Source organism: Streptococcus sp. FDAARGOS_192 (assembly GCF_002073815.2).
GTDB lineage: Bacteria > Bacillota > Bacilli > Lactobacillales > Streptococcaceae > Streptococcus > Streptococcus salivarius_H.
This window is the reverse complement of record NZ_CP020431.2, coordinates 14,567-39,687: the sequence shown is the minus strand read 5'-3', so window position 1 is coordinate 39,687 and position 25,121 is coordinate 14,567. Positions and strand designations below refer to the sequence as shown.

The 25,121-nt window shown below is 39.6% G+C and carries 21 protein-coding genes; 3 read left to right on the top strand and 18 right to left on the bottom strand.

The window, feature by feature from the left end; translation table 11 throughout:
* Window positions 1-4: 4 nt before the first annotated feature.
* Together A6J31_RS01260 and A6J31_RS01255 are read right to left on the bottom strand one after the other, a co-directional pair.
* Window positions 5-964 carry a competence protein CoiA gene (locus A6J31_RS01260; RefSeq protein ID WP_080610288.1) on the bottom strand — a complete coding sequence of 320 codons (960 nt, stop codon included), beginning with the start codon at window positions 962-964 and terminating at the stop codon, window positions 5-7.
* Between the two features lie 1,301 nt (window positions 965-2,265).
* Entirely contained in the window at window positions 2,266-4,203 is a 1,938-nt protein-coding gene (locus A6J31_RS01255; RefSeq protein WP_080610287.1) for a GbpC/Spa domain-containing protein, read from the bottom strand.
* A 410-nt stretch (window positions 4,204-4,613) separates the two neighbouring features.
* Here A6J31_RS01255 and A6J31_RS01250 point away from each other — a divergent pair, with 410 nt between their 5' ends.
* The 3 genes from A6J31_RS01250 to A6J31_RS01240 all read left to right on the top strand — a co-directional run bounded on the left by A6J31_RS01250 (window position 4,614) and on the right by A6J31_RS01240 (window position 7,346).
* Window positions 4,614-5,354, top strand: coding sequence for a CPBP family intramembrane glutamic endopeptidase (locus A6J31_RS01250; RefSeq protein WP_080610286.1), 741 nt, complete (start codon window positions 4,614-4,616; stop codon window positions 5,352-5,354).
* Window positions 5,355-5,593: 239 nt separating this feature from the next.
* Window positions 5,594-6,490: a LysR family transcriptional regulator gene (locus A6J31_RS01245; protein ID WP_080610285.1), complete on the top strand. Its 897-nt coding sequence runs from the start codon at window positions 5,594-5,596 to the stop codon at window positions 6,488-6,490.
* 10 nt (window positions 6,491-6,500) lie between these two features.
* The gene (locus A6J31_RS01240; protein ID WP_080610284.1) at window positions 6,501-7,346 is read left to right on the top strand and encodes an aldo/keto reductase; all 846 of its coding nucleotides are present in this window, start codon (window positions 6,501-6,503) and stop codon (window positions 7,344-7,346) included.
* 207 nt (window positions 7,347-7,553) lie between these two features.
* Here the strand turns inward: A6J31_RS01240 and metG are convergent, their stop codons facing one another.
* The 16 genes from metG to A6J31_RS01160 form a co-directional block, all read right to left on the bottom strand.
* The gene (metG, locus tag A6J31_RS01235) at window positions 7,554-9,557 is read right to left on the bottom strand and encodes a methionine--tRNA ligase (protein WP_080610283.1); all 2,004 of its coding nucleotides are present in this window, start codon (window positions 9,555-9,557) and stop codon (window positions 7,554-7,556) included.
* 109 nt (window positions 9,558-9,666) lie between these two features.
* A complete protein-coding gene (locus A6J31_RS01230) occupies window positions 9,667-10,545 on the bottom strand; it encodes a hypothetical protein (RefSeq protein WP_002885540.1) in 879 nt (292 codons plus the stop codon).
* Between the two features lie 130 nt (window positions 10,546-10,675).
* Window positions 10,676-11,764, bottom strand: a complete 1,089-nt coding sequence (locus tag A6J31_RS01225; RefSeq protein ID WP_002885565.1) for a hypothetical protein — start codon at window positions 11,762-11,764, stop codon at window positions 10,676-10,678.
* Between the two features lie 152 nt (window positions 11,765-11,916).
* A complete protein-coding gene (locus A6J31_RS01220; protein ID WP_080611226.1) occupies window positions 11,917-12,615 on the bottom strand; it encodes a hypothetical protein in 699 nt (232 codons plus the stop codon).
* 126 nt (window positions 12,616-12,741) lie between these two features.
* Window positions 12,742-13,803: a PhoH family protein gene (locus A6J31_RS01215; RefSeq protein WP_080610282.1), complete on the bottom strand. Its 1,062-nt coding sequence runs from the start codon at window positions 13,801-13,803 to the stop codon at window positions 12,742-12,744.
* A 79-nt stretch (window positions 13,804-13,882) separates the two neighbouring features.
* Entirely contained in the window at window positions 13,883-15,166 is a 1,284-nt protein-coding gene (locus A6J31_RS01210) for a LysM peptidoglycan-binding domain-containing protein (RefSeq protein ID WP_080610281.1), read from the bottom strand.
* Window positions 15,167-15,404: 238 nt separating this feature from the next.
* Window positions 15,405-15,620, bottom strand: a complete 216-nt coding sequence (locus A6J31_RS01205) for a YozE family protein (RefSeq protein WP_002885591.1) — start codon at window positions 15,618-15,620, stop codon at window positions 15,405-15,407.
* Window positions 15,621-15,628: 8 nt separating this feature from the next.
* Window positions 15,629-16,486 carry an RNA-binding virulence regulatory protein CvfB gene (cvfB, locus tag A6J31_RS01200; RefSeq protein ID WP_080610280.1) on the bottom strand — a complete coding sequence of 286 codons (858 nt, stop codon included), beginning with the start codon at window positions 16,484-16,486 and terminating at the stop codon, window positions 15,629-15,631.
* 90 nt (window positions 16,487-16,576) lie between these two features.
* The gene (frr, locus tag A6J31_RS01195) at window positions 16,577-17,134 is read right to left on the bottom strand and encodes a ribosome recycling factor (protein ID WP_002885567.1); all 558 of its coding nucleotides are present in this window, start codon (window positions 17,132-17,134) and stop codon (window positions 16,577-16,579) included.
* Window positions 17,135-17,148: 14 nt separating this feature from the next.
* The gene (gene pyrH / locus A6J31_RS01190) at window positions 17,149-17,886 is read right to left on the bottom strand and encodes a UMP kinase (protein WP_002885551.1); all 738 of its coding nucleotides are present in this window, start codon (window positions 17,884-17,886) and stop codon (window positions 17,149-17,151) included.
* A gap of 233 nt (window positions 17,887-18,119) precedes the next feature.
* A complete protein-coding gene (locus A6J31_RS01185; protein ID WP_080610279.1) occupies window positions 18,120-19,343 on the bottom strand; it encodes a sensor histidine kinase in 1,224 nt (407 codons plus the stop codon).
* 13 nt (window positions 19,344-19,356) lie between these two features.
* Window positions 19,357-20,034, bottom strand: a complete 678-nt coding sequence (locus A6J31_RS01180; RefSeq protein WP_048790160.1) for a response regulator transcription factor — start codon at window positions 20,032-20,034, stop codon at window positions 19,357-19,359.
* A 1-nt stretch (window position 20,035) separates the two neighbouring features.
* Complete coding sequence (locus A6J31_RS01175; protein ID WP_013990132.1) at window positions 20,036-20,659, bottom strand: GTP pyrophosphokinase family protein; 624 nt, start codon at window positions 20,657-20,659, stop codon at window positions 20,036-20,038.
* Window positions 20,660-20,806: 147 nt separating this feature from the next.
* The gene (locus A6J31_RS01170) at window positions 20,807-21,430 is read right to left on the bottom strand and encodes a GNAT family N-acetyltransferase (RefSeq protein ID WP_080610278.1); all 624 of its coding nucleotides are present in this window, start codon (window positions 21,428-21,430) and stop codon (window positions 20,807-20,809) included.
* 107 nt (window positions 21,431-21,537) lie between these two features.
* A complete protein-coding gene (locus A6J31_RS01165) occupies window positions 21,538-23,316 on the bottom strand; it encodes an ABC transporter ATP-binding protein (protein WP_080610277.1) in 1,779 nt (592 codons plus the stop codon).
* Entirely contained in the window at window positions 23,306-25,120 is a 1,815-nt protein-coding gene (locus A6J31_RS01160; protein WP_049545664.1) for an ABC transporter ATP-binding protein, read from the bottom strand. Before A6J31_RS01160 ends, A6J31_RS01165 begins: the two co-directional genes overlap by 11 nt.
* Window position 25,121 lies beyond the last annotated feature (1 nt).

Genomic DNA, 25,121 nt, shown 5'->3' with positions numbered 1-25,121 from the left:
CTCCTTAATTGTATCTATTCTTTACTATTTTAGCATAAAAGGTGGGAGGGTAGAGAGTTTGTCGATAAGAAAAATGCCTTTTTCGATAATATTGCATAAAAAGCTTTTCAAAACCTTCAAGTGACTGTCTAATTTGTACAAAACCCTGCTTAGATTCTGGAAATCTCACTTGTGGAAAAAAATCCTGATCAGACAGGCATAACAAATTCATTCCCTTAAGATAGGCTTTTTCCTGCCTTCTCATCCACCTTGGATTTTTCCCAATTAATTCTCGTTGAATCACATGTGAGACCTTCTTTCGCTGAGTTACTTGATAAGTCTCAACCTGCTCTGCTTGATAAGGAAAACGTAAAACTGTCATGAGATTTTCGGTTAACGGCCAAGCCTTAGTTAAATAATAGACTTTCCCAAAAATATCCTCATAGATGAGATACTTAAGTCTAATTTCCTCACGCTTCCAATCAAGCTCCCATAGGTGAAATCCAATCTTAGCCGTAAAATAGAGAAAGTCCCGCTGTAGGTCTGTTAAACGTCCATTCAACCAGAGTTCCTCACCCAAAAGCCAACGCACTTCGTAACCTGCTTGGTGATAGTCACATGTCCTCTCTCTCAAACGTTGCTGAGATAACCGAGAACACTGAACTTCTAGAGCCAGGGAATCGCCAACAAATAAATCTGCAATTTGCCCCATCTCAGACAAAACCTTTTCAATACTTACTTTTTCACCATGATTAACCAAAGATTTATACAAAGCTGCCTTAAGGGATAAATGTTGGGCCGATTCATTCTCCGAGAAGAACTGACAATCTTGCAAAGACTTATGAGCAAAATGTGGACACATTACCTGGCCATGTTTCAGAAGGACAACTCCCTGGCAACCAGGACAGCTATAGGATTCCTTACGTTGCAAACTGGTTTCTAGAGCTGAAACGAGCTTCCCCTCCTGATTTTTTGCAATTAACATGACTCTCTCCTTTGTGCACTCTCTTACTTATTCGTAAAAGAATTCACAAAATAAAAAAACATCTAGATTACTCTAGATGCGTCCCCCATTCAAACTGAAACTTGCTCCCTGCTGTATGGAAACTTAGGTTTATAGGTGTATTGCTTACCTTGGGATACAAGTGCCGCTCAGTCCATTTGATCTCTTTTCAACAATCTCAATTCTTCAAGGAAAATCCCCCAATTTTCCTAGGAATCAGGATTTTGAAAACAGTTTCTATCCCACATAACCATTAAAAATAGCTAATGTAGCATAGACAGATGCTCTCACAAACATCTGGTCAAATTCCGTCACTGAAGCATCATCCCAATATGCTTATCACCCTTTTGTTCCGCAATCCCAATAAAAGCTTAATCCTTGAGTTGATAATGAGATAAAACAATTTTTAGACTTTTACAAGTTAAAGTCTTTATTTACTAACATTGAACCACCATTTCCCTAGGTGCAGTTCAATACCAACAAACGCAAAACCGTGTTGGTCCAAAATGGTTTCTAGTCAAGAGTATCTTATGATTGATAGTCAGTCAATCTAAAAAGCTTTCCCTCTAGCTTCTTGACGCAGAACGTCTTACTGCTTACAAGATACTATTTCCTAGAAGAGTATTGGCTAAAAACGCCACTCTCAAAACATACCACCTATCAGTCATTAGGTTTAATCCACCTTCTGATAGGTATATTAGCAGTTACTGCTTTATTTTCTTTCCCTCTTTGCTTTTGAAGATTAGTCTCTACCGATTCTGCTGTTTTTGAATCTGTCGTTTGCTCTACACGGATTAAAAATACCGCTAGCTCCCGCTACGATGATGCTGATGTTTTAAATCGATTAATCTGATTTGTTTGCTGTTTAAATCTTCTCTTTTTAAATCATCACAATGAAACATTGGAATTTGATAACTTAGAATTCCAGATTCTAAGCTAGTCTTTTTTTGGACTAGGGAGTCACCCTGCCAAAAAAACAAACTCTTCCTAACACAATCTATTATACTGTATTATAATTTTTTGTCAATTAATTTATTTCATATTTTTTGAAAATAATATTTAGACCCTTGTTTTTTACATGGTTAGCTATAGAGAAAAGCCTATAATATAGGCCTTGTTTGCAGTTTTGAAAAAATTAGAAAATGTATATCATTTTTTCTTTTTTGAGTCTAAATCAAGTAGTTTTACTAAATGTCAGAAAATTTCATCTTTCTTATTTCTAGCTATCTTGATTCTTCCAAACCAAAAAAGCTAGGAAAATTTCCTAGCTTTTTTGTATTATCTTAGTGTTTACGTTTGTAAGTTGAGATACCGAACAAGGCCAAAGCTGATGTCACCATAGCTGCACCTGCTGCTGCAGAAGCTGCTGTTGATTTTTCACCAGTAGCTGGAAGAGCTGGAACTTCTTCTTTTACAGGTACTGATGTTGGTGTTACAGGTTTACCTGGTGTAGGTTCTGTTGGAGTTGTTGGTACTTGAGGTTTTGGTTTCTCAGTTGTTTCTTCAACAGACACAAAGTTTTTGTGGTAAGTAACTGATGCTGAAACAGTATTTGGAAGAACTGGTTTATTTGGTTCTTCTGGCAATTCAGGAACAACTACTGTTGAGTTAGTTGCGAACCAGTAAGCAGTTGGAACGTTAAGGTTATTTCCGCTTACGATGAAGTCCATTGGTTCACCCTTGAAGATTGTTGCAGCAGCACCATAGTAGGCATTCTTCGTACGAGGTGTTCCATCTGGGTTAATCGCATCCCAACCTTCATCTGTGACTTCACCAGTTGTTGGGTCTACTGTTGAGTCACTGTTAAAGCGTGAACCGTTAGCCACAAATTCGTTATCGTTTGTTGCATAAGCATAACCATCCTCATGCAAAGTGATAGATGAACCAGGAATTTGAACGTATTCATTACCATTCAAACCAACTTTTTCAATGTGGTTCCCAAGCTCAGTATTCCAGTGGTTAAGTGATGAGATACTCAAAACTGATCCATTCTTAGACAAATCAAGTGGTGTCACTGATGATTCAGTTTCAAAGAAATTCAAGTTCATCTTAACATGAAGTTTTTTGTTAGTGTCGTCAGTTTGTGAACCAATGAAAAGTGTCTTCGTTGGATCGTGGTACAACTTAACAATGGCTGAACCATCTGTACTTGGTGTTTCTACCAAAGTGTAAGTTGCAACGATTTTCTTAACTGGAGTACCATTGAATGATGTTCCGTTTAGATTGTTGTATGTTACAGTCAACGTTTGACCTGTAGCCATCTTCAACCATACATCTTCAGTATATTCACCATCAGCATTGATAGTGTACTGTGTACCGTTAGCTGCACTGAAGTCACTTGGAATGTAACGAGATGTGTTGAATTGTTCAAGGATTTCATCTACTGAGTGACCTGATTGGATTGTTTTATCCAAGTAGTCAACTGAACCTGCTGAGTTTTCAACAGTCATAGTAGCATTAGATTCTGTTTTATAAATCAAGCCAGTGGCATTTTCAGCCAAGCCCTTTGTCAAAAGACGAGCTGTTGTTCCACCAGTATATTCCTTGTATGATTTTTCCCAAGCAGCATAAGCAAGAACGTCTTGGTAGTATTTGTCCAATTGTGTTTTGTAATCTGCAAGTTTTTGATTATATTCTGAAACCGCAGTTGTCAAAGCTGTTGTTTGAACTTTGTTGTCATTGTTAGCAGCTTCGACGCTAGTGTGTTTAACACCTGCTTCTTCTGTAGCTGTGAATCCTCCTGTTGCAACAACATTTGCTTTAGCAGATGTAAGAGCTGCATCAGCTTCTTCACGAGTCAATTTATTTTCAGAAACAACTGTATTTGAAGCTTCTTGAGCATCTTTAGCTGCTTGATCTTGAACAGCTTTAACATCAGCAGAATCTTTTGATGCTGCTGCAGTCGTTGTTGCAGCCTCAACAGCGTTATTGAAGTCAGGATTTGAAACTTCAGCAATAGCTTTAGTTGTTGTTTTTACAGTAGTATCTGTTTCAGTAGTAGTTTTTTCTTCTGTTCCAGGTACTGTAGTGACAACCGCTGCATCACCTGTTGTTTTAACAAGATTAGCACTTGATTCTGCAGTCGTATTTGATACGGTTGCATCAGTATCAGTAGTTGCTGTTACATCTTTAGCTTCATCCGCAGCTGCTACGCTTGTAGCCGCGAGTCCTGCAAGCAATACGCTTGAATACAATGTTGTTTTAAATGGATTGACTTTCATTTACACTTTCTCCTTCTTGGTTAACATTTTATTAACCTATTTTCTTCACCGTTTAATATACTACCGTGATTTTCAAAATTTAGCAATAGTTTTCTGAAAAAAATATTATATATTTGCTACATGTTTTTAAAGTTTGACACACTTTTGTTATAATTTAACCATTTCTTTACAATTAATTGTAATTCGTAAGGGGTTCATAGAGTTTTCACTTATTACTTTCTTACAGCCGTTCATTTTTTTCTCATAAAGGACTGTTTCTAAGATAGCATATGTTTTCTACTATATTCGGGTTACCATGAAGTGACCTCTTCATTACTAAAAACACATAAATAACACCTTCAAGACCTTGACTTTAAGCGTTTTTCGTCATATACTTGAAAAAAATGTTAAGAAAGTTGGGGGACTTTTCAATGACTAAAAAAGAAATGAGATTGCTGATTCTTCTTGGGGTTAGTTTTATTTTAGCGAACCTTGTACTTCGTTTGCTTCTTAAGCCTTTGCCTGAGAATCTAGCTTACCTCATTAAAACGATTGTTCTTGGGTGCGGATATTACTTCCTAGTACATAGGCGTCTAGGTTTAAAACTCAAATCAGCTAAAAAGATAAGTTGGTCTGAAACCTTAAGTGTTTGTTGGTTAATTCTTTTGGCAGATTTTTTCTATATTTCTGCTAGTGCTTTTGGTATCAGTAAGGCACCCCATATGATTGGCACTGCCTTGATCATTGCCTTAGGGGCTGGCTTTTTTGAGGAATATTTTTCTCGTGGAATCTTCCTTAAACTCGCCTTCCAAGATGGTATTAGGTCTTCAAAACAGGTATTAGAAGGAGTCTTCTTATCAGCCTTATCCTTTGGACTAGCCCATCTTGGAAATCTCACTCACCAACCCTTGAATGCTACCCTGTTTCAGGTTTATTATGCGACAGCTATAGGTATATTCTATGCGGCGATTTACCTACGTACTGGTAGCCTATGGTGGACTATTGTTCTGCACTGTTTGATTGATTTTGCTAGTGTACTTTTCTCACAATCAACACAGGCTGCTCCGGCTACAAGTATCTGGCATTTCATTCTCTGGTTACCACTTATTGCCCTAGGACTCTTCCTCATTCGACCTAAAAAATTGGAAGCTATTAGATATCTTAATGACTAATATTTCAAACTGCATCCCACAAGTTAGATTTTTGGTGTCTAATCTGGGGATGCAGTTTTTCATTTATCAGCACCACATTCTTACAACTTATCTCAATTTTCATTATTACTCCTAAAACGATTTAATCATAGAAATTTCATATCAGGTCTTCATCTATTCCTATCAGAATTTTGCTGATTTTAGACTTCTCATTTTGTTATAATATGACCTACAATCATATTTTTTTAAAGGGGATGCTTATGAATTTTCAACAATGTCGCTATGTTCAGACTATCGCTGAAACAGGGTCTTTTAGTAAGGCTGCTAAAAAACTCTTTTTGACTCAACCTAATCTCTCAGCATCCATCCGTGACTTAGAGGAAGAACTTGGAGTCCAACTCTTTGAACGTTCCAATACAGGAGCTAAACTAACTGATGACGGTCATGATTTTCTCAAATACGCCAAACGTATTCTTGGAGAGCTAGATCTACTAGAAGGACGCTATCGCAAATCCTTTAAGAAATCATTCACTGTTGCCAGTCACCACTACGATTTCTTGTCACTTCCCATGGCTCACATTGCCCAACGTTTTCGTAGTGATTATCAAGAATTTCAACTGATTGAAACAACAACTAGGAAGATTCTCAAAAGCGTTGAAAGCTTCGAAAGTGACCTGGGGATTATTTATCTAGATGAAGATAACGACCATATCCTAGAACGCAGTTTCCAACACATGGATTTAACTTTTACCCCACTTGGAGAGTTTGAAACCAAGATTTTCTTAGGTCGCCAACATCCCCTAGCTCACAAAAAATCCCTCAATCTCAAAGATTTAGAGGGATACCCACAGGTCCGCTTTCGTCAAGAAAGCTCTGGAATTCATTTTGACGAAGATCCTCTCGAGGTTCTGCCTGACCAACAAGTGATTTACAGTAATGACCGAGGCAGTGTCATGAATTTGCTCTGTGCCTCAGATAGTTACGCTTCTGGCCTCGGTATTGTTAATAGTTTCATTAAGGACCAAATTGTTTTACTTCCACTGAAGAACAGTCCAAAGCACACCTTGGGTTTTGTGACAAATAATAAGCAAAAAAAATCCGCAATTATTCAAGCATTTATCGAGGAAATTCAGGATAGCTTACTACCCCACCACTAAGGAGAAGAAAATGGAATTTCAAACACTTAATAATGGCATCAAAATACCCGTGCTTGGTTTTGGTGTATGGCAAATTTTCGATCAAAAAGAATGTCAAAAAGCCGTTGAAGATGCTCTTTCTGTAGGTTATCGATTGATTGATACTGCTAGCCTTTATCGAAATGAGGAAGCCGTGGGACGTGCCATTAAGGCAACTGGTATCCCTCGCGAGGAGATTTTCCTGACTAGTAAGGCCTGGATTAGCCAGCTTGGCTACGAAGATACCAAATTAGCCCTAAAAGAAACACTTCGCAAACTAGATACTGACTATCTTGATTTATATTTGATTCATCAACCTTTTGGCGACTTACATGGTGCCTGGCGTGCTATGATTGAGCTTAAGCATGAAGAACTTATTAGAGCCATTGGTGTTTCTAACTTCTCAACAGGGCGTTTGGCGGATTTTGCCTTGCAGACACCGGTCATTCCAGCGGTCAATCAAATCGAGTTGCATCCCTATAAACAACACAAACTGATTCAGAAAGCTGATAAGGAATTTGGCACCTTAACGCAAGCCTGGGCTCCTTTTCATAGAGGAGAGGATGGTATTTTTCAGGACCCAACTCTAACTGCTATTGCTGAAAAACATGGCAAGACAGTTGCCCAGGTCATCCTCAGATGGCAAACCCAGCAAGGCATTCTGACCATCCCTAAAAGTACCCATATCGAACGAATGAAGGAAAACTTTAATAGCTTTGACTTCCACCTAGACCAAGCAGACCTTGACGCTATCAGTAAACTAGACCGATACCCAAATGCTTATGGTCCTGATGAAAGTGTGGAACGCATTAAGCATTTATTGAAATATAGTGTATAAAAAAACGAGTTCGACTGAACTCGTTTTCTTATACACCAGGTCCTCTTAAGACTTCCCTTAAGAGTATATGATTTCGGGTTTTAAGGAAGCAAAACTTTCGATCACTCAACAAAGATCTATTTCAAGCGCTTTAGTCACAACTGAAGATTAGTAAAAAACAGTTTCCCAATTCAAAAAATTGATAAACTGTTTTTTTTATATGATATTTTACCCAATCACACTTCCGTTTGGAACAGATGGATCTACTGTCAAGACAGTGAGTTTGCCATCATGTTCTGCGGAAAGAATCATACCTTGGCTGACATATTTCTTCATCATCTTACGTGGTTTGAGATTAGCCACGACTTGAAGTTTCTTGCCGACCAATTCTTGTTCGTTCGGATAGAATTTAGCGATACCTGAAAGGATTTGACGATCTTCACCGTCACCAGCGTCAAGACGGAAGCGAAGCAATTTGTCTGAACCTTCGACTTTTTCTACTTCTTTAACTTCAGCGACACGGATTTCAACCTTGTCAAAATCATCAAATTTGATTTGGTCTTTTTCAGACTTAAGTTCAACCTCTTCTGGATTCCATTCCTTCTCTTGAGGTTTGCCTGCGTTCATTTGAGATTGGATATAGGCAATCTCTTCATCCATGTCCAAACGTGGGAAGATTGGAGTTCCTTTTGAAACGACTGTCACATTCTCTGGGAAGCCTGAAAGTTCAAGATTTTCAAGGTCAAACGCTCCTGACAATCCGAGCTGTTCCATGATGGCATTTGAAGTGGTCATCATGAATGGTTGAATGAGGTGGGCAACGACACGAAGACTAGCAGCCAAGTGAGCCATAACAGCTGCCAATTGTTCCTTGTCACCATCTTCTTTTGCAAGGACCCATGGAGCTGTTTCATCAATATACTTATTGGTACGTGAAATGATGTTCCAAACGGCGTCCAAGGCACGTGGGAAATCTACAGCCTTCATTTGTTTGTGGAACTCTTCGATATTTTCAGCCACAACCTTAGCCAAATCAGTATCAAAGTCTGTAACGTTCTCAACATAGGCAGGCACTTGACCACCGAAATACTTGTTAATCATGGCAACTGTACGGTTGAGGAGGTTTCCAAGGTCGTTAGCCAATTCGTAGTTGATACGAGCTACATAGTCTTCTGGTGTGAAGGTACCATCTGAACCGACAGGAAGACTACGCATGAGGTAGTAACGGAGTGGATCAAGACCAAAACGCTCTACCAACATTTCTGGATAAATCACGTTTCCTTTAGACTTAGACATCTTACCGTCTTTCATGACGAACCAACCGTGGGCAACAAGACGTGTAGGCAATGGCAAATCAAGAGCCATAAGGATGATTGGCCAGTAGATTGAGTGGAAACGAAGGATATCCTTACCAATCATGTGGATGATTTCGTGGTTTTCATCATTTTGCCAGAACAAATCAAAGTTACCATGCTCATCCTGACCATAACCTAGTGCAGTGATATAGTTGATAAGGGCATCAATCCACACATAAACCACATGTTTTGGATCTGATGGTACTTTTACTCCCCAAGTAAAGGTTGTACGTGACACGGCCAAGTCTTCCAAGCCTGGCTCGATGAAGTTTTTAAGCATTTCATTCATACGACCATCAGGTTGGATAAATTCTGGATGTTCTTTAAAGAAGGCAGTCAAACGGTCTGCGTAGTTGCTGAGTTTAAAGAAATATGATTCTTCAGAAACCAACTCTACTTCATGTCCTGATGGAGCTACCCCACCAATGACATTGCCTTCTTCATCACGGTAAACTTCTGCCAACTGACTTTCAGTGAAAAATTCTTCATCAGAAACTGAGTACCAACCTGAGTATTCACCAAGATAGATATCTCCTTGTTCCAAGAGACGCTCGAACACTTGAGCAACAACTTTTTCATGGTAATCATCAGTCGTACGGATGAATTTATCGTATGAGATATCCAAAAGTTGCCAGAGGTCCTTAACACCAACAGCCATACCATCCACATACTCTTGTGGTGTAATGCCTGCTTCTTCAGCCTTTTGTTGAATCTTTTGGCCATGTTCATCAAGCCCAGTAAGGTAGAAGACATCATAGTTCATCATACGTTTGTAACGTGCCAAGACGTCACAAGCAATGGTTGTATAGGCTGAACCAATATGCAATTTACCAGATGGGTAGTAGATAGGTGTTGTGATGTAGAATGTTTTTGTCATTTTAATTTCCTTTCATATGTTAACAAATGGGCTAACACTGATGATATAACATCTTATTATAGCACGTTTTGGACACTAAAAAAACCAGCTAAGCTGGTTTTAAACATTACTAGTTTTGAAAGAGCTTTTTATCCGCTCTAACATCACGTTCATAGTCATAATCTAATTTCTTCACGTCATCCTCTGATAGGCGTTTGAAACTTCTTTCTTCTGTAAGTTTGCCTTTCTTATTATAAGTAGTGACAATCAATTTATTACCCTTAACCTTGTATCGAACGGTTTCTTCAAGAGATTCTTTGTAGGATTTAACGTAAATCTTTTTACTTTCATCGTTATCAGCCTGAGTTCGATATTCACTTATTTTGTATTGATTATCTACTGCCTGGTCAATGACTTTCGAATATTCAGATAGTGACATGTTTGGTTTAAGCGTTCTAGACCAAGCATCTGGACGGTATGCTTCGTCAGTATCATAGTCTGTAAAGTCAACCAGATTGTTCCCGCCAGCTAAGGTATAAAAATAAAATTTAACATTGTTACCTTTGACTTTAACAAAATCATGAGCCTCTAGGCCACTTTCCTTGAAAGATTCCATACCATCAACCATTTTCTTCTTATCTTTATGGTAAAAGCGATAAGTTTCAAGTAGATAGGTTCCTTCAGGTATTTTACCGCTTTGCAGGTGCATAAATGCATAGCCACCAAATGAAAGTGCCACTAGGACAATCGCCCCCACTACAGAAGCAATAATAATTTTAGCTTTCTTAGACAAGCCTGTCTTAGCAGGAGCAACTTGTGAAACGGCTTGTGTCACTTGGTCACTCAACTGAGCTTGCTGTGGATTAACACCCTCGTCCTTAGCCTCTTGAGAAATAAATTCCCCATTAGCTTTTGCTTGTTGGATTTCTTCCTCTGTCGGCTTACGATTATTGATTGTTTCGAAATAATCTAACCACTCTTTTTCGTTCATAAAAGTCCCCTTTTTCATTGATACTTCCATTCTAACAGAAAAAAGACTCCAAGGCTATTTGATTATTTCCATATAAAGAAAAGCGATACCAGAATGGAGTTTTGGCTCTCCTTCTCGTACCACTTTACTCATTTACATCATTGGGTGATTAGATTTTATCACTAGATTTTTTACTACTTTTACTATCGTCAGAGCCTGATTTAGAACCACTACCATAGTCATCGCTATTACCATAGCCATAGTCATTACCATAACCATAGCCATAATTGTAGCCATAACCATAATCATAGTAATCCTTGAAGTCATCATATTGATCACTATAAGTCTTCAAATCTTTCTTATAATCTTTGATGGCATCCTTATAGTCATCCCAGCGCTCCTCAGCGTCTCCCTTACTCATACGTTTATAAGTAATACGTGACTGAAGCTTCCCTTTTTTATCATAAGTAGTCAGAGTGTATTCATCGCCATGCTTGACATAGGTACGTTTTTCCTTCAAGGTATCTTTATATTCTCTTGTTGTTTTTTTAACGACTTTGTCAGCTTCCTCTTTGGTATAAAACGAATAGTCTTTTCTCATCTTTTTCATGAAGTCTTTTGTGACATCTTCGACTTGATCCGCATCTAAAACTTGACTCTCTGTTCTATTCCACGGATCAAATACCTGAGGAACATCTGTCTCATAGTCCATCAAACTAACATATGATTTATTGTCACTCTCTACTAAATTGTAGGTTCTAGATTGATTATTCTTTACAACTACAAAAGACTGCAAGTCCAAACCTTCGTCCTTGTATTCATCTATGCCATCAACCATTTTATCTTTGTCTTCATCATAACGAGAGAAAGAAACTACTTCATAGGTTCCATCTACAATTTTTCCTGACTGATAACGCCATAATGAATAGCCACCAACAGAAAGTAAAATCACTGCCACAGCACCCAAGACTGACGCCAAAATAATCTTAGTTTTCTTAGACATACCTTTTTTAGCAGGTACGACTTGTTGGAAGGTTGCTGTTGTTTGTGCAAACTGAGGCTGCTGTGTCATCGTTATCACAGGTTCAGCTGGCTTAATCGGTCTTTGCTCCGTCGCCTGTCCATTTGAGCCAAAGACGTTAGGGTTAGGTCGTTCAAGGATAAACTCGCCTGCTGCTTGAGCTTGAGCTAACTCTGCGGGAGTTGGTTTGCGACCGTTGACTAATTCAAAGTACTCAATCCACTCTTGCTGGTTCATAATAATCTCCTTTTTTATTGGTCTACCGTTCTATTGTACCAAAATAAATGGTGAAATAGTATTTGACAATTATCATAAAGACTGTAAGGTTTTTTAATAAAACATTAGGCTATGATTCTTGATAGTAAAGAGGCGCTTGCACGATAAGTGGATCAGCGCCAGATGAGATAATCCCCATCATGCCTTGAATAATTATAATACTTCAAGGCATACTCATAATCCCTATCATAACCACTTTTGACCCCTTTGGCTTCCTCTGAGCTCAATCGTTTAAAAGTTCTACGCGACTCAATATGTCCATCATTAGTATAAACAGTCAGAACGAGACCATTAGGGCGCTTTTCATAAGTTCTTTTTTGCTTCAACATTTTTTTATAATCATCTACACACCTTTGGACAGATACTTCCTTTACGTTTGAGTACTCCTCTCCCTTTTTAGAAATCTTATCAATATGAGAAATCACTAGAGCTTTATATTCAGAAACTGTTAAATCCTGTTTCAAAGTCCCTGTACGTGGGTCAAAAGTCTGTGGGAGCTTTTCATCGTGCTCAAATGGTGAGACAAAAGATTCCCCATCTCCCACAAAAACATAATAAAATTGAGATTTCATATTCTCAACAACTATAAAATCCTCATATAAGCTATCATTATTCTCTCCCCGCTCAGTCCTATTTATCAATTCATTGGAATATGCCGATTTATCCTCGTATTTTATCATCTGATAGGTACCATCTGGAATATAGTTCTCTTGATACTTCCAAAATCTTCCCTCTCCTATGGCTATCAAGACTGTCGCAACAAGTCCAAGCAATACAATGATAGCAATCTTCCATTTTTTTGCCTTAATCATACCTCTCCCCTTCATATTAGCCTACTCTTTAATACTATTTTACCAAAAATAGAGAGGAAATCTGTGACTTGACTACCAAAGAAAAAGAGGTTGAGAACTCATACTCTCAAACCTCTTTTCAGCTATTTACTTTTTAAGATCCTCAGCACCAATGACTGGGTATTCGGTCAATCCTGATACTACTTCTTTAGCCTGGTCTGATTCTTCTGATTTTTTCTCAAGATCAAACTTAGGTGCATCTTTTTCATAAGCATTAATGATATCAGCTACTACTGGGTGACGTACGACATCACTAGCAGAGAAGTGAACAAAATCAATAGCCTTGATTCCCTTTAATTTCTCCATGGCATCAATCAGGCCTGATTTAACACGACGTGGCAAGTCAATCTGACTCATGTCCCCATTGACAATCATCTTAGAATTAAAACCAAGACGAGTCAAGAACATTTTCATTTGCATGATGGTTGTATTTTGTGCTTCATCAAGGATAACAAAGGCATCCTCTAGGGTACGACCACGCATATAAGCGAGGGGGGCAATCTCAATAATTTCACGTTCCATAAGTCGGGTCGTCTGCTCCTTGCCGAGAATTTGATAAAGGGCATCATAAACAGGCCGAAGGTAAGGATCCACCTTTTCCTTGAGATCACCAGGCAAGAAACCAAGGCTCTCACCCGCCTCAACTGCTGGACGTGTCAAAACTATACGTTTAACTTGACCACGTTTAAGAGCTGTAACCGCAAGGGTAACCGCCAAAAAAGTCTTCCCTGTACCAGCTGGACCAATCCCAAAGACCACATCATGGTTTTTAATGCTATCAACATAAACCTTTTGCCCCAAGGTCTTCACTCGGATTGGTTTGCCACTATGGTCTTTAATAATTTCTTCTTCGTAAAGGGCAACAAATTTGTCAATCGAACCATCTTGAGCCATGGTTAAGGCTGCAACAACATCTGAGGTGTTGACTAACATTCCACGCTCCACCAAAACAAGGAGGGCTTGAATGGTCAAACGAGCCAATTCAACACTTTCCTCGTCATCTCCAAGGATCTGCACACGCTCTGTTCGAGCATGAATGATAACATTTAGGTTTTCTTCAATAAGTTTTAGATGGCGCTCATTGGTCCCAAAAAGTGACAAGACATCATCTGGGTGATTTAGGGTAATTTCAACAGAATACTCTTGCAAATAGAGTTCCTCTTTCTTTCGTCTTTTTCTCCATTATATCAAAAAAATCACGCCAGGCGTGACTTTTTATTATTCTGACTTATTCATTAAATGACACGTGAACATGGTCATAGTGGTTTTCAGTAACGCTACCACGGTCTGGCATTTGGTTCCATGTGTTAGCTGGTCCGTAGATATTATCTACTGGTGCGTAGAATTGTTGTCTGTAGATGACATATGAAATACCTGCATTTGAGATATTGTCTACAGCATATTGAGCGACTTGATTACCAACTTCTGAACCAACTGGTACCATAACGTCAACGGCAAGTCCTTTACCATGGTCTTGTGGGTCACCTTCACGGTAACCACCGATGTCAGTAAGACCGAATTGTGCTGCTACATCTTGACGGAAAGCTTCAGCTTGTGGTTGAAGGTGTGGATCCGTTGGAAGTGTATTTGTTGATGCGGGTTGTGCTGCTGGTGCCTCTGAAGCTACTGGTGCTTCTGATGCCACTTCTGATGTTGCTGCTGGTTCTACCGCTGGCTGTTCTGCTGGTGCTTCTGAAGCAGCTGGTGCTTCTGAAGCAGCTGGTGCCTCTGAAGCAGCTTCTGATGTTGCTGCTGGTTGCTCTGCTGGTGCTTCTGAAGTCGCTGGTGCTTCTGAAGACGCTTCTGATGTTGCTGCTGGTTCTGCCGCTGGAGCTTCTTCTTTTACTTCAGGTTGTGCTGGTGTTTCAGCAGCTGGAGTAGTTTCTGCTTCAGGTGTAGCCTCTGCTGACGCAGTGACATGATCAATAGCATCAGCAACTGGTTGTTCAGTTTCTGCGTATGCTGGTGCTTCTGATGCTGAAGCGATAGCTTCTGTTACTTCTGAAACAGCTTGAGTTGATTCTTCTGTAGCAGGTGCTTGAGTAGCTGTTGTGCTTACTGTTTCAACTGGAGCTGTCAAGTCCGCTGCAACTACAGATTGACCATTGACAGTCACTTCGTTAGTTGTCAAATTAGCTTCTGCAACTACAGGTGTAGTTGATGTTTCTGAAGCTGGAGCTTCAACTTTAACAGAGACAGCTTGATTATCAGCATTGTAAGTTGCTGTCAAGACTGTTCCAGGGTAAATCAAATCAATGTTTGTGATTTGATTGATGTTAGCCAAAACATTCACATCGATACCCATTGCTTCAGCGATACTTCCCAAAGTATCACCGTATTGAACTGTATAAGTTTGTTGGTTGTCACTTACAGCGATGTCTGCTTTGATTTGATCTACTGAACGAGCTGCCCAGTTTGAAGTTTCATCGGCATGTACGTGACTTGCAGCAAAAAGTGAAAGTGCTGCGGTCGAGTAAAGAAGTGCCTTTGTTGTTTTAGATTTTGATAACATGTATAATTCATTCCTTTTTTAACAATTTTAACATCTACAATGATACCACACTTTTTGTCAAAAAAGGGGTGATTTACTGCACTTTAAAGCAATTACTAACTAGTTGTAACAAGCCTAATTTATTGAAAAACAGCTGAGATATTTGTAAAAAATTGTAACAATTCATCTAGCTCAAATGGTAACTGCTTTTAAAAGAAAATGCTAAGAGTCTTTTTGCTTATCCTAGACTTAGTCGCTATTAATGAGCAAGATAGTCTTCCCAAATCTGATCAAACTGACCAAGATTAAATGAGAAACTAGCTTGATCTTCCAGGTAGCGACTGACTTCTTCGAAGTCATCTGTATGTTTAGGAAAGGTTGAATCTTCAAAAGCCAAGTCAGCCAAGATTGCTACTGGTTCATTTGATTTGGGATTACGCTGGGCCATGAGCCAAGTATAAAAGGATTTTCTCATACCTTCTCCTAACCGATTAATTCAGTTCCAAACTGATCTTGTTTGATTTTTTTTGCCTTCATCAGACCACCTAAAGCTTTCTTAAATTGTCCCTTAGAAATGCCGAAGGTTGCCTTGATATCCGCTGGTGATGACTTGTCATTAAGTGTCATAAAGCCACCATTGCTCTCTAAATAGGTCAAAATCATCTGTGAATCATTTCCGAGCATTTCAAAAGAACGTGGTTTAAGAGAAAGATTGAGGGTACGGTCAACTTCTCTGAACCCAATCACACGCGCTTCAAGGACCTGACCTAAGCGTGGCTCCGCATAACGTTCTGATGGATGGATGAAACCAAGCATGTTATTCTCTGGTAGATAAACAAAGGTTCCTGAGAGTTTGAGACGGTAGGCAATGGCTGGCCATTTTTGGTTTTGCATATTATCGTAAGCAGGACCAGCCATACGTTGGAAGACCTCAGGTTCGGCAGGAAGTCCCCAAATACGATCCTTTTTATCAACATCGAGTTTGATATAGAGTTTGTCACCTTTCTTAGGCCAAAGCTCTTTGAGTTCAGGTAAAACATCTAAAGAGACTACGATTTCCTTATCTGGAATTCCTACGTCTACAAAAACACCCAAATCCTTGCGGACTTCAGTAACTTCTCCCCAATCATAGGAATCACGAGTGGCTTTGATTTCTTTTTGCGTTAGACGTGATTTTTGCTTGCTGTCTGTGTAGGCGAAACCTGTCACCATGTCACCAATAGCGTGCTCCCCTTCTTCTTTAGACAAGGCAAAAGTTACACCGTCCTTTTGAACAAAGTAAAATTTGTCATTTTCATCAGCTACTAGTGCAGTAATGATTGTTCCAAGTAATGTATTCATCTTTTTTCCTCTAAAAAGAGAGTCGGACAAGGAAGCTAACATAGTCCATGCTCTTTTGCTTCTGTCCCACTCTCCTTATTTTTCTATTGATTAAACAGTAAGGAGTTCTTTTTCCTTTTCTGCTGTCATGCTGTCAATCTTCTTAACAGCATCATCAGTTGCTTTTTGGATATCCTTTTCCAAAGCTTTCAATTGATCTTCTGTGATTTCTTTGTCTTTTTCTTGCTTCTTAGCTTCATCCATAGCATCACGGCGGATGTTACGGATAGCAATTTTAGCATTTTCGCCGACTTTTTTCACTTCTTTAGCCAACTCTTTACGTGTTTCTTCTGTAAGTGCTGGGATAACCAAGCGTACAACAGAACCGTCGTTAGCTGGGTTAATACCAAGGTCAGATTCGTTGATAGCACGTTCGATATCAGCAATTGAGCCTTTATCAAATGGTGAAATCAAAAGGACACGTGCTTCAGGAACGGTGATTGAAGCCAATTGGTTAAGTGGTGTTGGAGCACCATAGTATTCTACAGTGATGCGGTCAAGAAGTGATGCATTGGCACGACCTGCACGGATAGATCCAAATTCACGGGCCAATGACTCATGTGAGTGGGCGAAACGTTCTTTTGCTTTTTCAATAATTGCGTTTGTCATAAATTCTCTCTTTCTTATTTGTGTGATTCTGCTTTGTTAGATACAGTTGTTCCAATTTGTTCACCAAAGATAACACGTTTGATGTTTCCTGGTTCGTTCATATTGAAGACAACAAGGTCAATGTCATTATCCATTGAAAGGGTAGAAGCTGTGGCATCCATGATTTTCAAACCACGTTTAATAACTTCCACGTGTGTCAACTCGTCAAACTTAACGGCATCAGCGTTTTTACGAGGGTCGTCATTGTAGACACCATCAACACCGTTTTTAGCCATAAGAATAGCATCAGCTTCAATCTCAGCTGCACGAAGAGCCGCTGTTGTATCTGTTGAAAAGTATGGTGAACCAATACCTGCTGCAAAGATAACGATACGGCCTTTTTCAAGGTGACGAAGGGCACGACCACGGATATAAGGCTCCGCTACAGACTTCATATCAATCGCTGTTTGAACACGTGTATCAACACCGAGTTGTTTCAGACTATCAGCCATAACAAGGGCGTTCATCGTTGTTCCAAGCATTCCAGTATAGTCTGCTTGAACACGATCCATTCCTGCTTCAGCAGCAGGTTCGCCACGCCAGAGGTTACCACCACCAATAACTAAAGCAATTTGAATACCTGAATCCGCTACTTCAGCAATTTCCTTAGCCATAGCTTGGACAGTTGGAAGATCAATCCCAACACCTCGTTCACCAGCTAAAGCTTCACCTGAAAGTTTAATGAGGACACGTTTGTATTTTGGTTCTGCCATGATTTCTCCCTATTAACTATTTTATTTTCAACTTTTATTCTTAACTGAGATTTATCATTCCTAAGTCATCAATTAGCATCGTCTTAAGAATTGTAAAGGCTCATTTGAGCTTTGCCTTTGACGAATCGGTTAGGAAAATGATTTCTTTTTTGCAAAGAAAATACTAAATCTTCATCCTTACTATTTTATCATAAATTAGGGTTTTCACCTAGTCAAATATTTAAAAAATATCTTTACAAGATGACTGTAAAAGTAATGGTATCATTTTTGTAGGAAGCAAAGAGACGTCCCTTAAATAATTTGACCATACTTTGTGCCATAGACAGACCAATACCAAATCCCTTATGTTCTTTATTATTATGGGATTCTTCTGTACGGTAAAAACGTTCGAAAAACTTACTATAGTCAACAGACTTGCCTTCTTTATAAGTATTAGACACTTCTAGACGAGCCCGTTTTCGCGTCCTACCAATCTGACGAAGCCTTACAGTAACCGTCCCTTCTGGATCACAATACTTGTTAGCATTATCCACAAGCAGGGTCACGAGTTCAAAGAGAGACTTCTCCTCTGCCTTAACATGAATCCCTGGAGTAATATCCATGACAAACGATTTACCGTCTCGGATAACGGGACCTTTAAAGTCCTCTGCAGCATCCTCAGTAATATAGGAAAAATCCACATCTTGAAGAACAATGTCCGGCTGCTCCTCCAGACGGGATAGAGCCACAAGAGAATTGATTAGATTGGTCAAACGTGCCACTTGGTCATTTGTTGACTTGGTCCATTCATTCTCTCCAGTCATAAGCTCCTGTAGCTCTGTATTGGCAGAAATAATGGCTAACGGGGTCTTCAATTCATGGCTAGCATTAGTAATAAAACGTCGCTGCTTTTCGTAGTTTCGAATGAAGGGACGAATGACGATTCCTGATAAGGCACTGACAATGACAACAAAAAAGATAAAGCCAAACATGGATAAGAGGATAGAAATACTAAGCAAGGCTTGAGAAGAATTATAATAAGAGGTAGTGTCTAGAAAGACTACCAGAATCCTACCTTGGCTAACCTTACTAACCTGATAGCTCAGATTGATGTTTTTTTCTCTAATTGTCCCAATACTAGATGACATACGGCTAGCTGCAAGGGCGTAATCAGCAGCTGATTCATCATCTACTAAAGAAGTATGACTGACATCCTGACTAACCACTTCGTCACCGGACAAGATTACACTGAAAAAGCTAAAGCTATCCGATGGAATTTCACGCCCTTGGTTGGTCTCAATTTTTTTTGTTTTTCCAAAACTACCATTATTTTCTGTAAGCGTGTTAAGAACCTTACTAATTTCCTGCTCTGTCTGAAAGGACCTCACCGTATTGATGATTCCCACCGTAAAGACCAAGATAAAAAGGATAGCCAAGGAAGCAATCGTAATAAATTGAAGTCGCAAACGTCTAAACATAGGCTGCTCCTCTCTAATTGGTACGGAGGCAAAAGTCGCCACCCTTCTCACCAAGAATGCTAATATCAGCCTGGATGGCTTGCAATTTTTGACGCAGATAGGAAATATAGACCCAGACAATTGACTCATCTACATCTTCCTCATCATCCCAGATGGTCTTAAAAAGATGTTCCGTCGTTAGTTTTTTAGCAGGATTGAGCATAAAGTGAGCCAATAACTTGGTCTCACGACTTGAAAGTCGAATAGAATTCCCAGCAACTAACTCTTGCTCCTCTTGGTCCAAACGAACAGAACCAAGAGTCAAAATTTTGGCTGTGAAGCTCTCACTCACACGACGCTCTAATGAGCGCAGACGCGCCAAAAGCTCCTTAAGGGAAATAGGCTTGGTCAAGTAATCGTCTGCCCCAGCATCAAGCCCAGTCACGCGATCATCAATTTCAGCCATAGCTGTCAACATAATGACGTGGGTTCTATCCCCAGAGGAGCGAATCTCTTTCAGGGCCTCAATACCTGTTTTAATGGGCATCATAATATCCATAATCATTACTTGATAGGCATTTTGTGCAGCTAAATCAACAGCCTCTTGCCCATTGAATGCTTGATCCACCTCATAACCCTGATGCTCTAGTGCTGCCTTGTAAACTCGAGAAAGAGCCTCTTCATCCTCAGCTAGTAGAATTTTCAAAGCCATTCTAGTCCCCTCCTTCTTGAATTAAGTTACGGATGGTCTGCATGGTCAAATCACATGAAGCTAATTCATCCGCACAGCGCTTAAGCTCACGAGTAATCATTTCTGGATTCTTGATATCGTGCTTGTACTTCATCTGATGCTCCAAACTGGCCCAGGAATCCTGAGCGATGGTCCGAAGCTGGACCTCGACAAAATAGGTTCCTCTCTCATTTCCTAGCACATCTGGAAACTCGGTTTCGATTTCCAAAATGAGGTGATAAGAACGATAGCCATTGGGCTTAGCATTTAAAATGTAATCTTTCTCGTTATAGATAGAAACGCCAGGGATAGCCTTGATAACATCAATAGTTTTGTAAATATCATCGACAAAGCCACAAACGATTCGAATCCCAATACTGTCACGAATTTCCTTGAGAGCAGATTGGCTGGTTTCAGGTAAATTTTTCCTACGACACTTTTCACGCATAGAATCGCTTTCTTTGATTCGTGAAATAAAATGTTCATAGAGTTTAAAGCCTGTTTCTTTTTTGCTAGTTATATTAGCCGCAATAATCGGGTCTGTTATTTCTTGTAGAATCTTGGGGAGATACTGAGCATATTCCCCATAAATACTTGGAGTTGACATATAAACCTCCTCTAATAGCGTTTCCTAATTATAGCATAGTTAGGCTTAAAAATAAGGAATGAGCCAGACAAGAAGGACTCTAAGGCTAAGAAAAAAATCCAGCCGAAGCCAGATTCATTTTGCTTATCTTAATTAAATAGCACAAGGCTATTCATCAAGCGATTTGACAAAAGGCCAGTTACCTAGTTTGTGTGTTTCGTAGGTCAAAACCTTATAACCACATTGTTTGTAGCCATTTTTCTCGTAGAAAGGTACATTGTAATCGCGATTGGTAATCAAACCAAGACTGTGACCACCTGTACTACGTACAAAAGGTTCAACCCCTTCAAGCAAGAAACGACTCCCTATCCCTTTTCTTTGATAATCTGGAGTCACCGCCAACATCATCAAGTACCAGTCGTATTCTGCAGAATCATCCAGATGTCTTTCGGACTCTTCAACAAAGTTAAAATACTTGAACAACTTGGTGATGCTTATAAAACGGAAAAGCTTGGTCGCCCCATTTTGAAGATAATTAAGCATAGAAATCGTCTGATGCTGTAAAATAGCTGCCGCAACAATGCGACCGTCCTTTTCAGCCACCAAACATGAGTCCCGTTTAATCGCCAAACGCACCAATATTTCCTGCAAGGCTAAGACAAATTCCTGATACTGTTCAGGCTTCTTTAAATTACTGGCAATCATTGAAAGATAGGGGTAATCTTCAAAGGCATCGGCACATACTTGTGCAACTTCCTGAACTTCGTCTAGTCTTGCTTTGCGATATTGCATCATAATCTCCTAATCTGTCTGTTTTTTTCAGTATAACACAAAACGCATGACTGACAGTCATACGTTCTATGGATTTTTGTAAAATCTTATAATTTTATAAGAAAAATTTAGGCAACTTCTTCTGTAAATTGACTATTATAAAGATCAGCATAGAAACCATCTGCTACCATGAGCTCATCATGATTGCCCTGTTCAATAATGTTACCATCTTTCATCACAAGGATAAGGTCAGCATTTCGAATGGTTGATAAGCGGTGAGCAATGACAAAGGAAGTACGACCTTCCATAAGCTTGTCCATAGCTTTTTGAATCAATTCTTCTGTTCGGGTGTCAACTGATGATGTCGCTTCATCCAAGATTAGAAGAGGGGCATCCTTAAGAAGCGCACGCGCAATGGTCAAGAGCTGTTTCTGACCAACTGATAAGGTCACAGAATCATCCAAATAAGTATCATAACCCTTTGGAAGTGTGGTAATGAAGTGGTGAACACCGACAGCCTTAGCTGCAGCAATAACTTGCTCGTCAGAAATATTCTCTTGATTGTAAATCAAATTATCACGAATAGTACCTTCAAAGAGCCAAGTGTCTTGAAGCACCATAGAGAATTGATCATGAACAGTTTCACGTTTCATGTCATTCGTATCCACACCGTCAATGGTGATACGACCTTGGTCGATGTTATAGAACTTCATAAGCAGGTTAACAATAGTCGTTTTACCAGCACCTGTCGGACCAACAATCGCAATCTTTTGACCTGGCTTAGCAAGAGCTGAAAAGTCATGAATAATAGTCTTTTCAGGAGTATAACCAAAGGAAACATGGTCAAAGACTACTTGACCTTTAGTATCTGTCAACTCAGCTGTCTTAGCTGACTCGTCGTCCATATCTTTTTCTTCCAAAAATTCAAAGATACGACCAATGGCTGCAGTGGCTGATTGGAGTTGTGTAATCCCTTGTGCAATTTGAGAAAGAGGTTGTGAGAAGATGCGAACATAGGTCATGAAGGCTACCACATCACCAATAGTCAAGCTACCATCAATAACTTTGATGGCACCCACAAGACAGACCATGACATAACCAAAGTTCCCAATGAAAATCATAAGTGGCATCATAATACCTGAGATAAACTGTGATTGCCACATCGATTTATAAAGTTTATCATTAAGCCCCTTGAAAGCCTGACTGCTTTCTTGAGCGGCATTGTAACTCGTTACGACTGCTTGACCTGTGTAGATTTCTTCAATATAACCATTAATATTAGCCAAATTTTCTTGTTGGCGTTTGAAAAGGGGTTGTGAGAAGCCCATGATGAAGGCTACTAGAACAAACCCTATCAAGACTGAACCAATCGCAGTGAAAGCCATAGTGACATTTGAGTAGAACATCATAATAATGGCTGCCACCAAGAGAACACTTGAAGTAATCAAGGTACCTAACCCTTGGCTAAGCGATTGTCCCAAAAGGTCAACGTCATTGGTCACACGAGAGAGGGTATCCCCTTGAGAGTGACTATCAAAATAATTAAGAGGAACACCGTTGATTTTCTTTTGGATAGCTGTACGGAAACGTTGTGAAAAGCGTTGTGTAACCGTCGCAACGGTAAAGCTTTGTAAGTAACCCACAATCGCTGAAATGGCATAGAGAACAGCCAAGGTCATAGCAATACTTGCTACCTTGTCCAAATCAATACCTGGAATCGTCCCCATTTTTGTAGGTGTGATACCTTCAGTAATAGTATTGGTAATTTCTTTAAGCTTATCTGGTCCAATAACTGTAATGACCGCTGAAATAATTGCTCCAAAAATCGCAAGGACAAACGGAATTTGGAAACCTTTAATATAGGGTTTTAAGCGTTTATAGGATGATGTTTTTGGCTTATTTTCCATTTTCTAACTCCTCCTTAGACAATTGTGAATAGGCAATTTCTTGGTAAACCTCATTATTTGCCAAGAGTTCCTTGTGAGTTCCTTGACCAACGACCTTACCTTGGTCAAGTACCAAGATTTGGTCCGCATCAATAATAGTAGAGATACGTTGGGCAACAATCAACTTGGTCATATCTTGTGTTTTTTCAGCCAATTCTTGACGTAACTTACGATCGGTCTTATAATCCAAGGCTGAGAAGGAATCATCGAAAATCAAGATTTCAGGCTTACGTGCCAAGGCACGCGCAATAGCCAAACGTTGCTTCTGTCCACCTGAGAAGTTAGACCCAGCTTGGGCAACTTCTGCTTTAAGTTGACCTTCTTTATTTTCAACAAAGTCTTTTCCTTGAGCCAATTCGAGAGCTTCCCAAATCTTAGCATCATCAAGGGGACTATTATTGCTCGTTCCCATCGTCATATTTGACGTGATATCACCTGAGAAAAGCACAGCCTTCTGTGGAATATAACCGACTATATTGTGCAAGGTTTCATGGTCATAATGTCGCACATCGACACCGTCAACCTTGATCGTTCCTTGCGTGGCATCATAAAAACGTGGGATAAGGTTGACAAGCGTTGATTTACCAGATCCAGTCGAACCAATAAAGGCCACCGTGTCACCTTTTTTAGCTTTGAAGCTAACATGCTCCAAAACAGGCTCTGAAGTTTCAGAATAACGGAAGGAAACATCATCAAATTCGACAGTACCCACTTCTTTAGGTTTTTTAGAACTATTTTCAGGATAAGAGACTGAAGATTGGGTATCTAGAACTTCATTGATACGACCAGCTGCTACAACTGCACGTGGAAGAAGGAAGAAAACAACAATCATCATCATGAATCCCATAACAACCTGCATGGCATAAGATGAATAAACCACCATGTCTGAGAAGAGATGGACCTTATTTTCCATGGCACCAGCAATCTTAGTTGGATCTGTTGGAATCTTAACATCTTCAATCAAATGCGCACCAATCCAATAAATAGCTAGTGTCAAACCACTTGATACAGCAGTCATCACCGGTGTCAGTAAGGCAAAAGAACGACCGATAAAGAGATTGTTTTGGGTCAAATCAGTATTGGCCTTTTCAAATTTATCCTCTTGATAACTTTCGGCGTTATAGGCACGCACCACACGAATTCCTGTAAGAGATTCACGCGTTACGCTATTCAGTTTATCGGTCAGAGTTTGAATCAAGCGTTGCTTAGGCATAACCATAATCAAGAGGAAAAGCATGAGAATGGCAATCACTGCCACAGCGACAAGCAAGGCAAGGAGCCAATTTCCATTTTTATCGGCAATCTTTGTAATCGCCCAAATGGCCATGATAGGCCCCTGTGTAATAACCTGTAACCCCATGGTAAGTACCATCTGCAATTGGGTAATATCATTTGTCGTACGGGTCAAAAGACTAGGAATTGAGAATTTCTTGATCTCTGCATCCGAAAAATCTAGAACCTGATGGAAGATATCATCACGAAGACGGGTGGTAAAACTTGCCGCTGTTCTGGCAGCTAAGAAACCAACCACAACAGAGGCCATAAAGCCTGCAAATGACATTAAAAGCATTCGCATCCCTGGGGCATCTGTATTCCAGGCAAAAATATCCGACGCTTTAGTTCCCTTAGTTGATAAGAGTGTCGTAATATCAGACATATAGTCTGGAATTTTCAAGTTTAGATAGACGTTCAAGCAAACAAAAATCACCGCAAAGACAATCATAATTAACTCTTTTGTCGTCAAACGTTTAAAAATTTTAAACATA

Coding starts and splice junctions, on each gene's coding strand:
- cvfB (WP_080610280.1), bottom strand. CDS start 16,486: ATGAATACATTACTTGGAACAATCATTACTGCACTAGTAGCTGATGAA.
- A6J31_RS01205 (WP_002885591.1), bottom strand. CDS start 15,620: ATGAGAAAATCCTTTTATACTTGGCTCATGGCCCAGCGTAATCCCAAA.
- A6J31_RS01240 (WP_080610284.1), top strand. CDS start 6,501: ATGGAATTTCAAACACTTAATAATGGCATCAAAATACCCGTGCTTGGT.
- A6J31_RS01160 (WP_049545664.1), bottom strand. CDS start 25,120: ATGTTTAAAATTTTTAAACGTTTGACGACAAAAGAGTTAATTATGATT.
- A6J31_RS01250 (WP_080610286.1), top strand. CDS start 4,614: ATGACTAAAAAAGAAATGAGATTGCTGATTCTTCTTGGGGTTAGTTTT.
- A6J31_RS01175 (WP_013990132.1), bottom strand. CDS start 20,659: ATGTCAACTCCAAGTATTTATGGGGAATATGCTCAGTATCTCCCCAAG.
- A6J31_RS01185 (WP_080610279.1), bottom strand. CDS start 19,343: ATGTTTAGACGTTTGCGACTTCAATTTATTACGATTGCTTCCTTGGCT.
- metG (WP_080610283.1), bottom strand. CDS start 9,557: ATGACAAAAACATTCTACATCACAACACCTATCTACTACCCATCTGGT.
- A6J31_RS01245 (WP_080610285.1), top strand. CDS start 5,594: ATGAATTTTCAACAATGTCGCTATGTTCAGACTATCGCTGAAACAGGG.
- A6J31_RS01210 (WP_080610281.1), bottom strand. CDS start 15,166: ATGTTATCAAAATCTAAAACAACAAAGGCACTTCTTTACTCGACCGCA.
- A6J31_RS01230 (WP_002885540.1), bottom strand. CDS start 10,545: ATGAAAAAGGGGACTTTTATGAACGAAAAAGAGTGGTTAGATTATTTC.
- frr (WP_002885567.1), bottom strand. CDS start 17,134: ATGACAAACGCAATTATTGAAAAAGCAAAAGAACGTTTCGCCCACTCA.
- A6J31_RS01180 (WP_048790160.1), bottom strand. CDS start 20,034: ATGGCTTTGAAAATTCTACTAGCTGAGGATGAAGAGGCTCTTTCTCGA.
- pyrH (WP_002885551.1), bottom strand. CDS start 17,886: ATGGCAGAACCAAAATACAAACGTGTCCTCATTAAACTTTCAGGTGAA.
- A6J31_RS01165 (WP_080610277.1), bottom strand. CDS start 23,316: ATGGAAAATAAGCCAAAAACATCATCCTATAAACGCTTAAAACCCTAT.
- A6J31_RS01170 (WP_080610278.1), bottom strand. CDS start 21,430: ATGCAATATCGCAAAGCAAGACTAGACGAAGTTCAGGAAGTTGCACAA.
- A6J31_RS01260 (WP_080610288.1), bottom strand. CDS start 964: ATGTTAATTGCAAAAAATCAGGAGGGGAAGCTCGTTTCAGCTCTAGAA.
- A6J31_RS01220 (WP_080611226.1), bottom strand. CDS start 12,615: ATGATTAAGGCAAAAAAATGGAAGATTGCTATCATTGTATTGCTTGGA.
- A6J31_RS01225 (WP_002885565.1), bottom strand. CDS start 11,764: ATGAACCAGCAAGAGTGGATTGAGTACTTTGAATTAGTCAACGGTCGC.
- A6J31_RS01255 (WP_080610287.1), bottom strand. CDS start 4,203: ATGAAAGTCAATCCATTTAAAACAACATTGTATTCAAGCGTATTGCTT.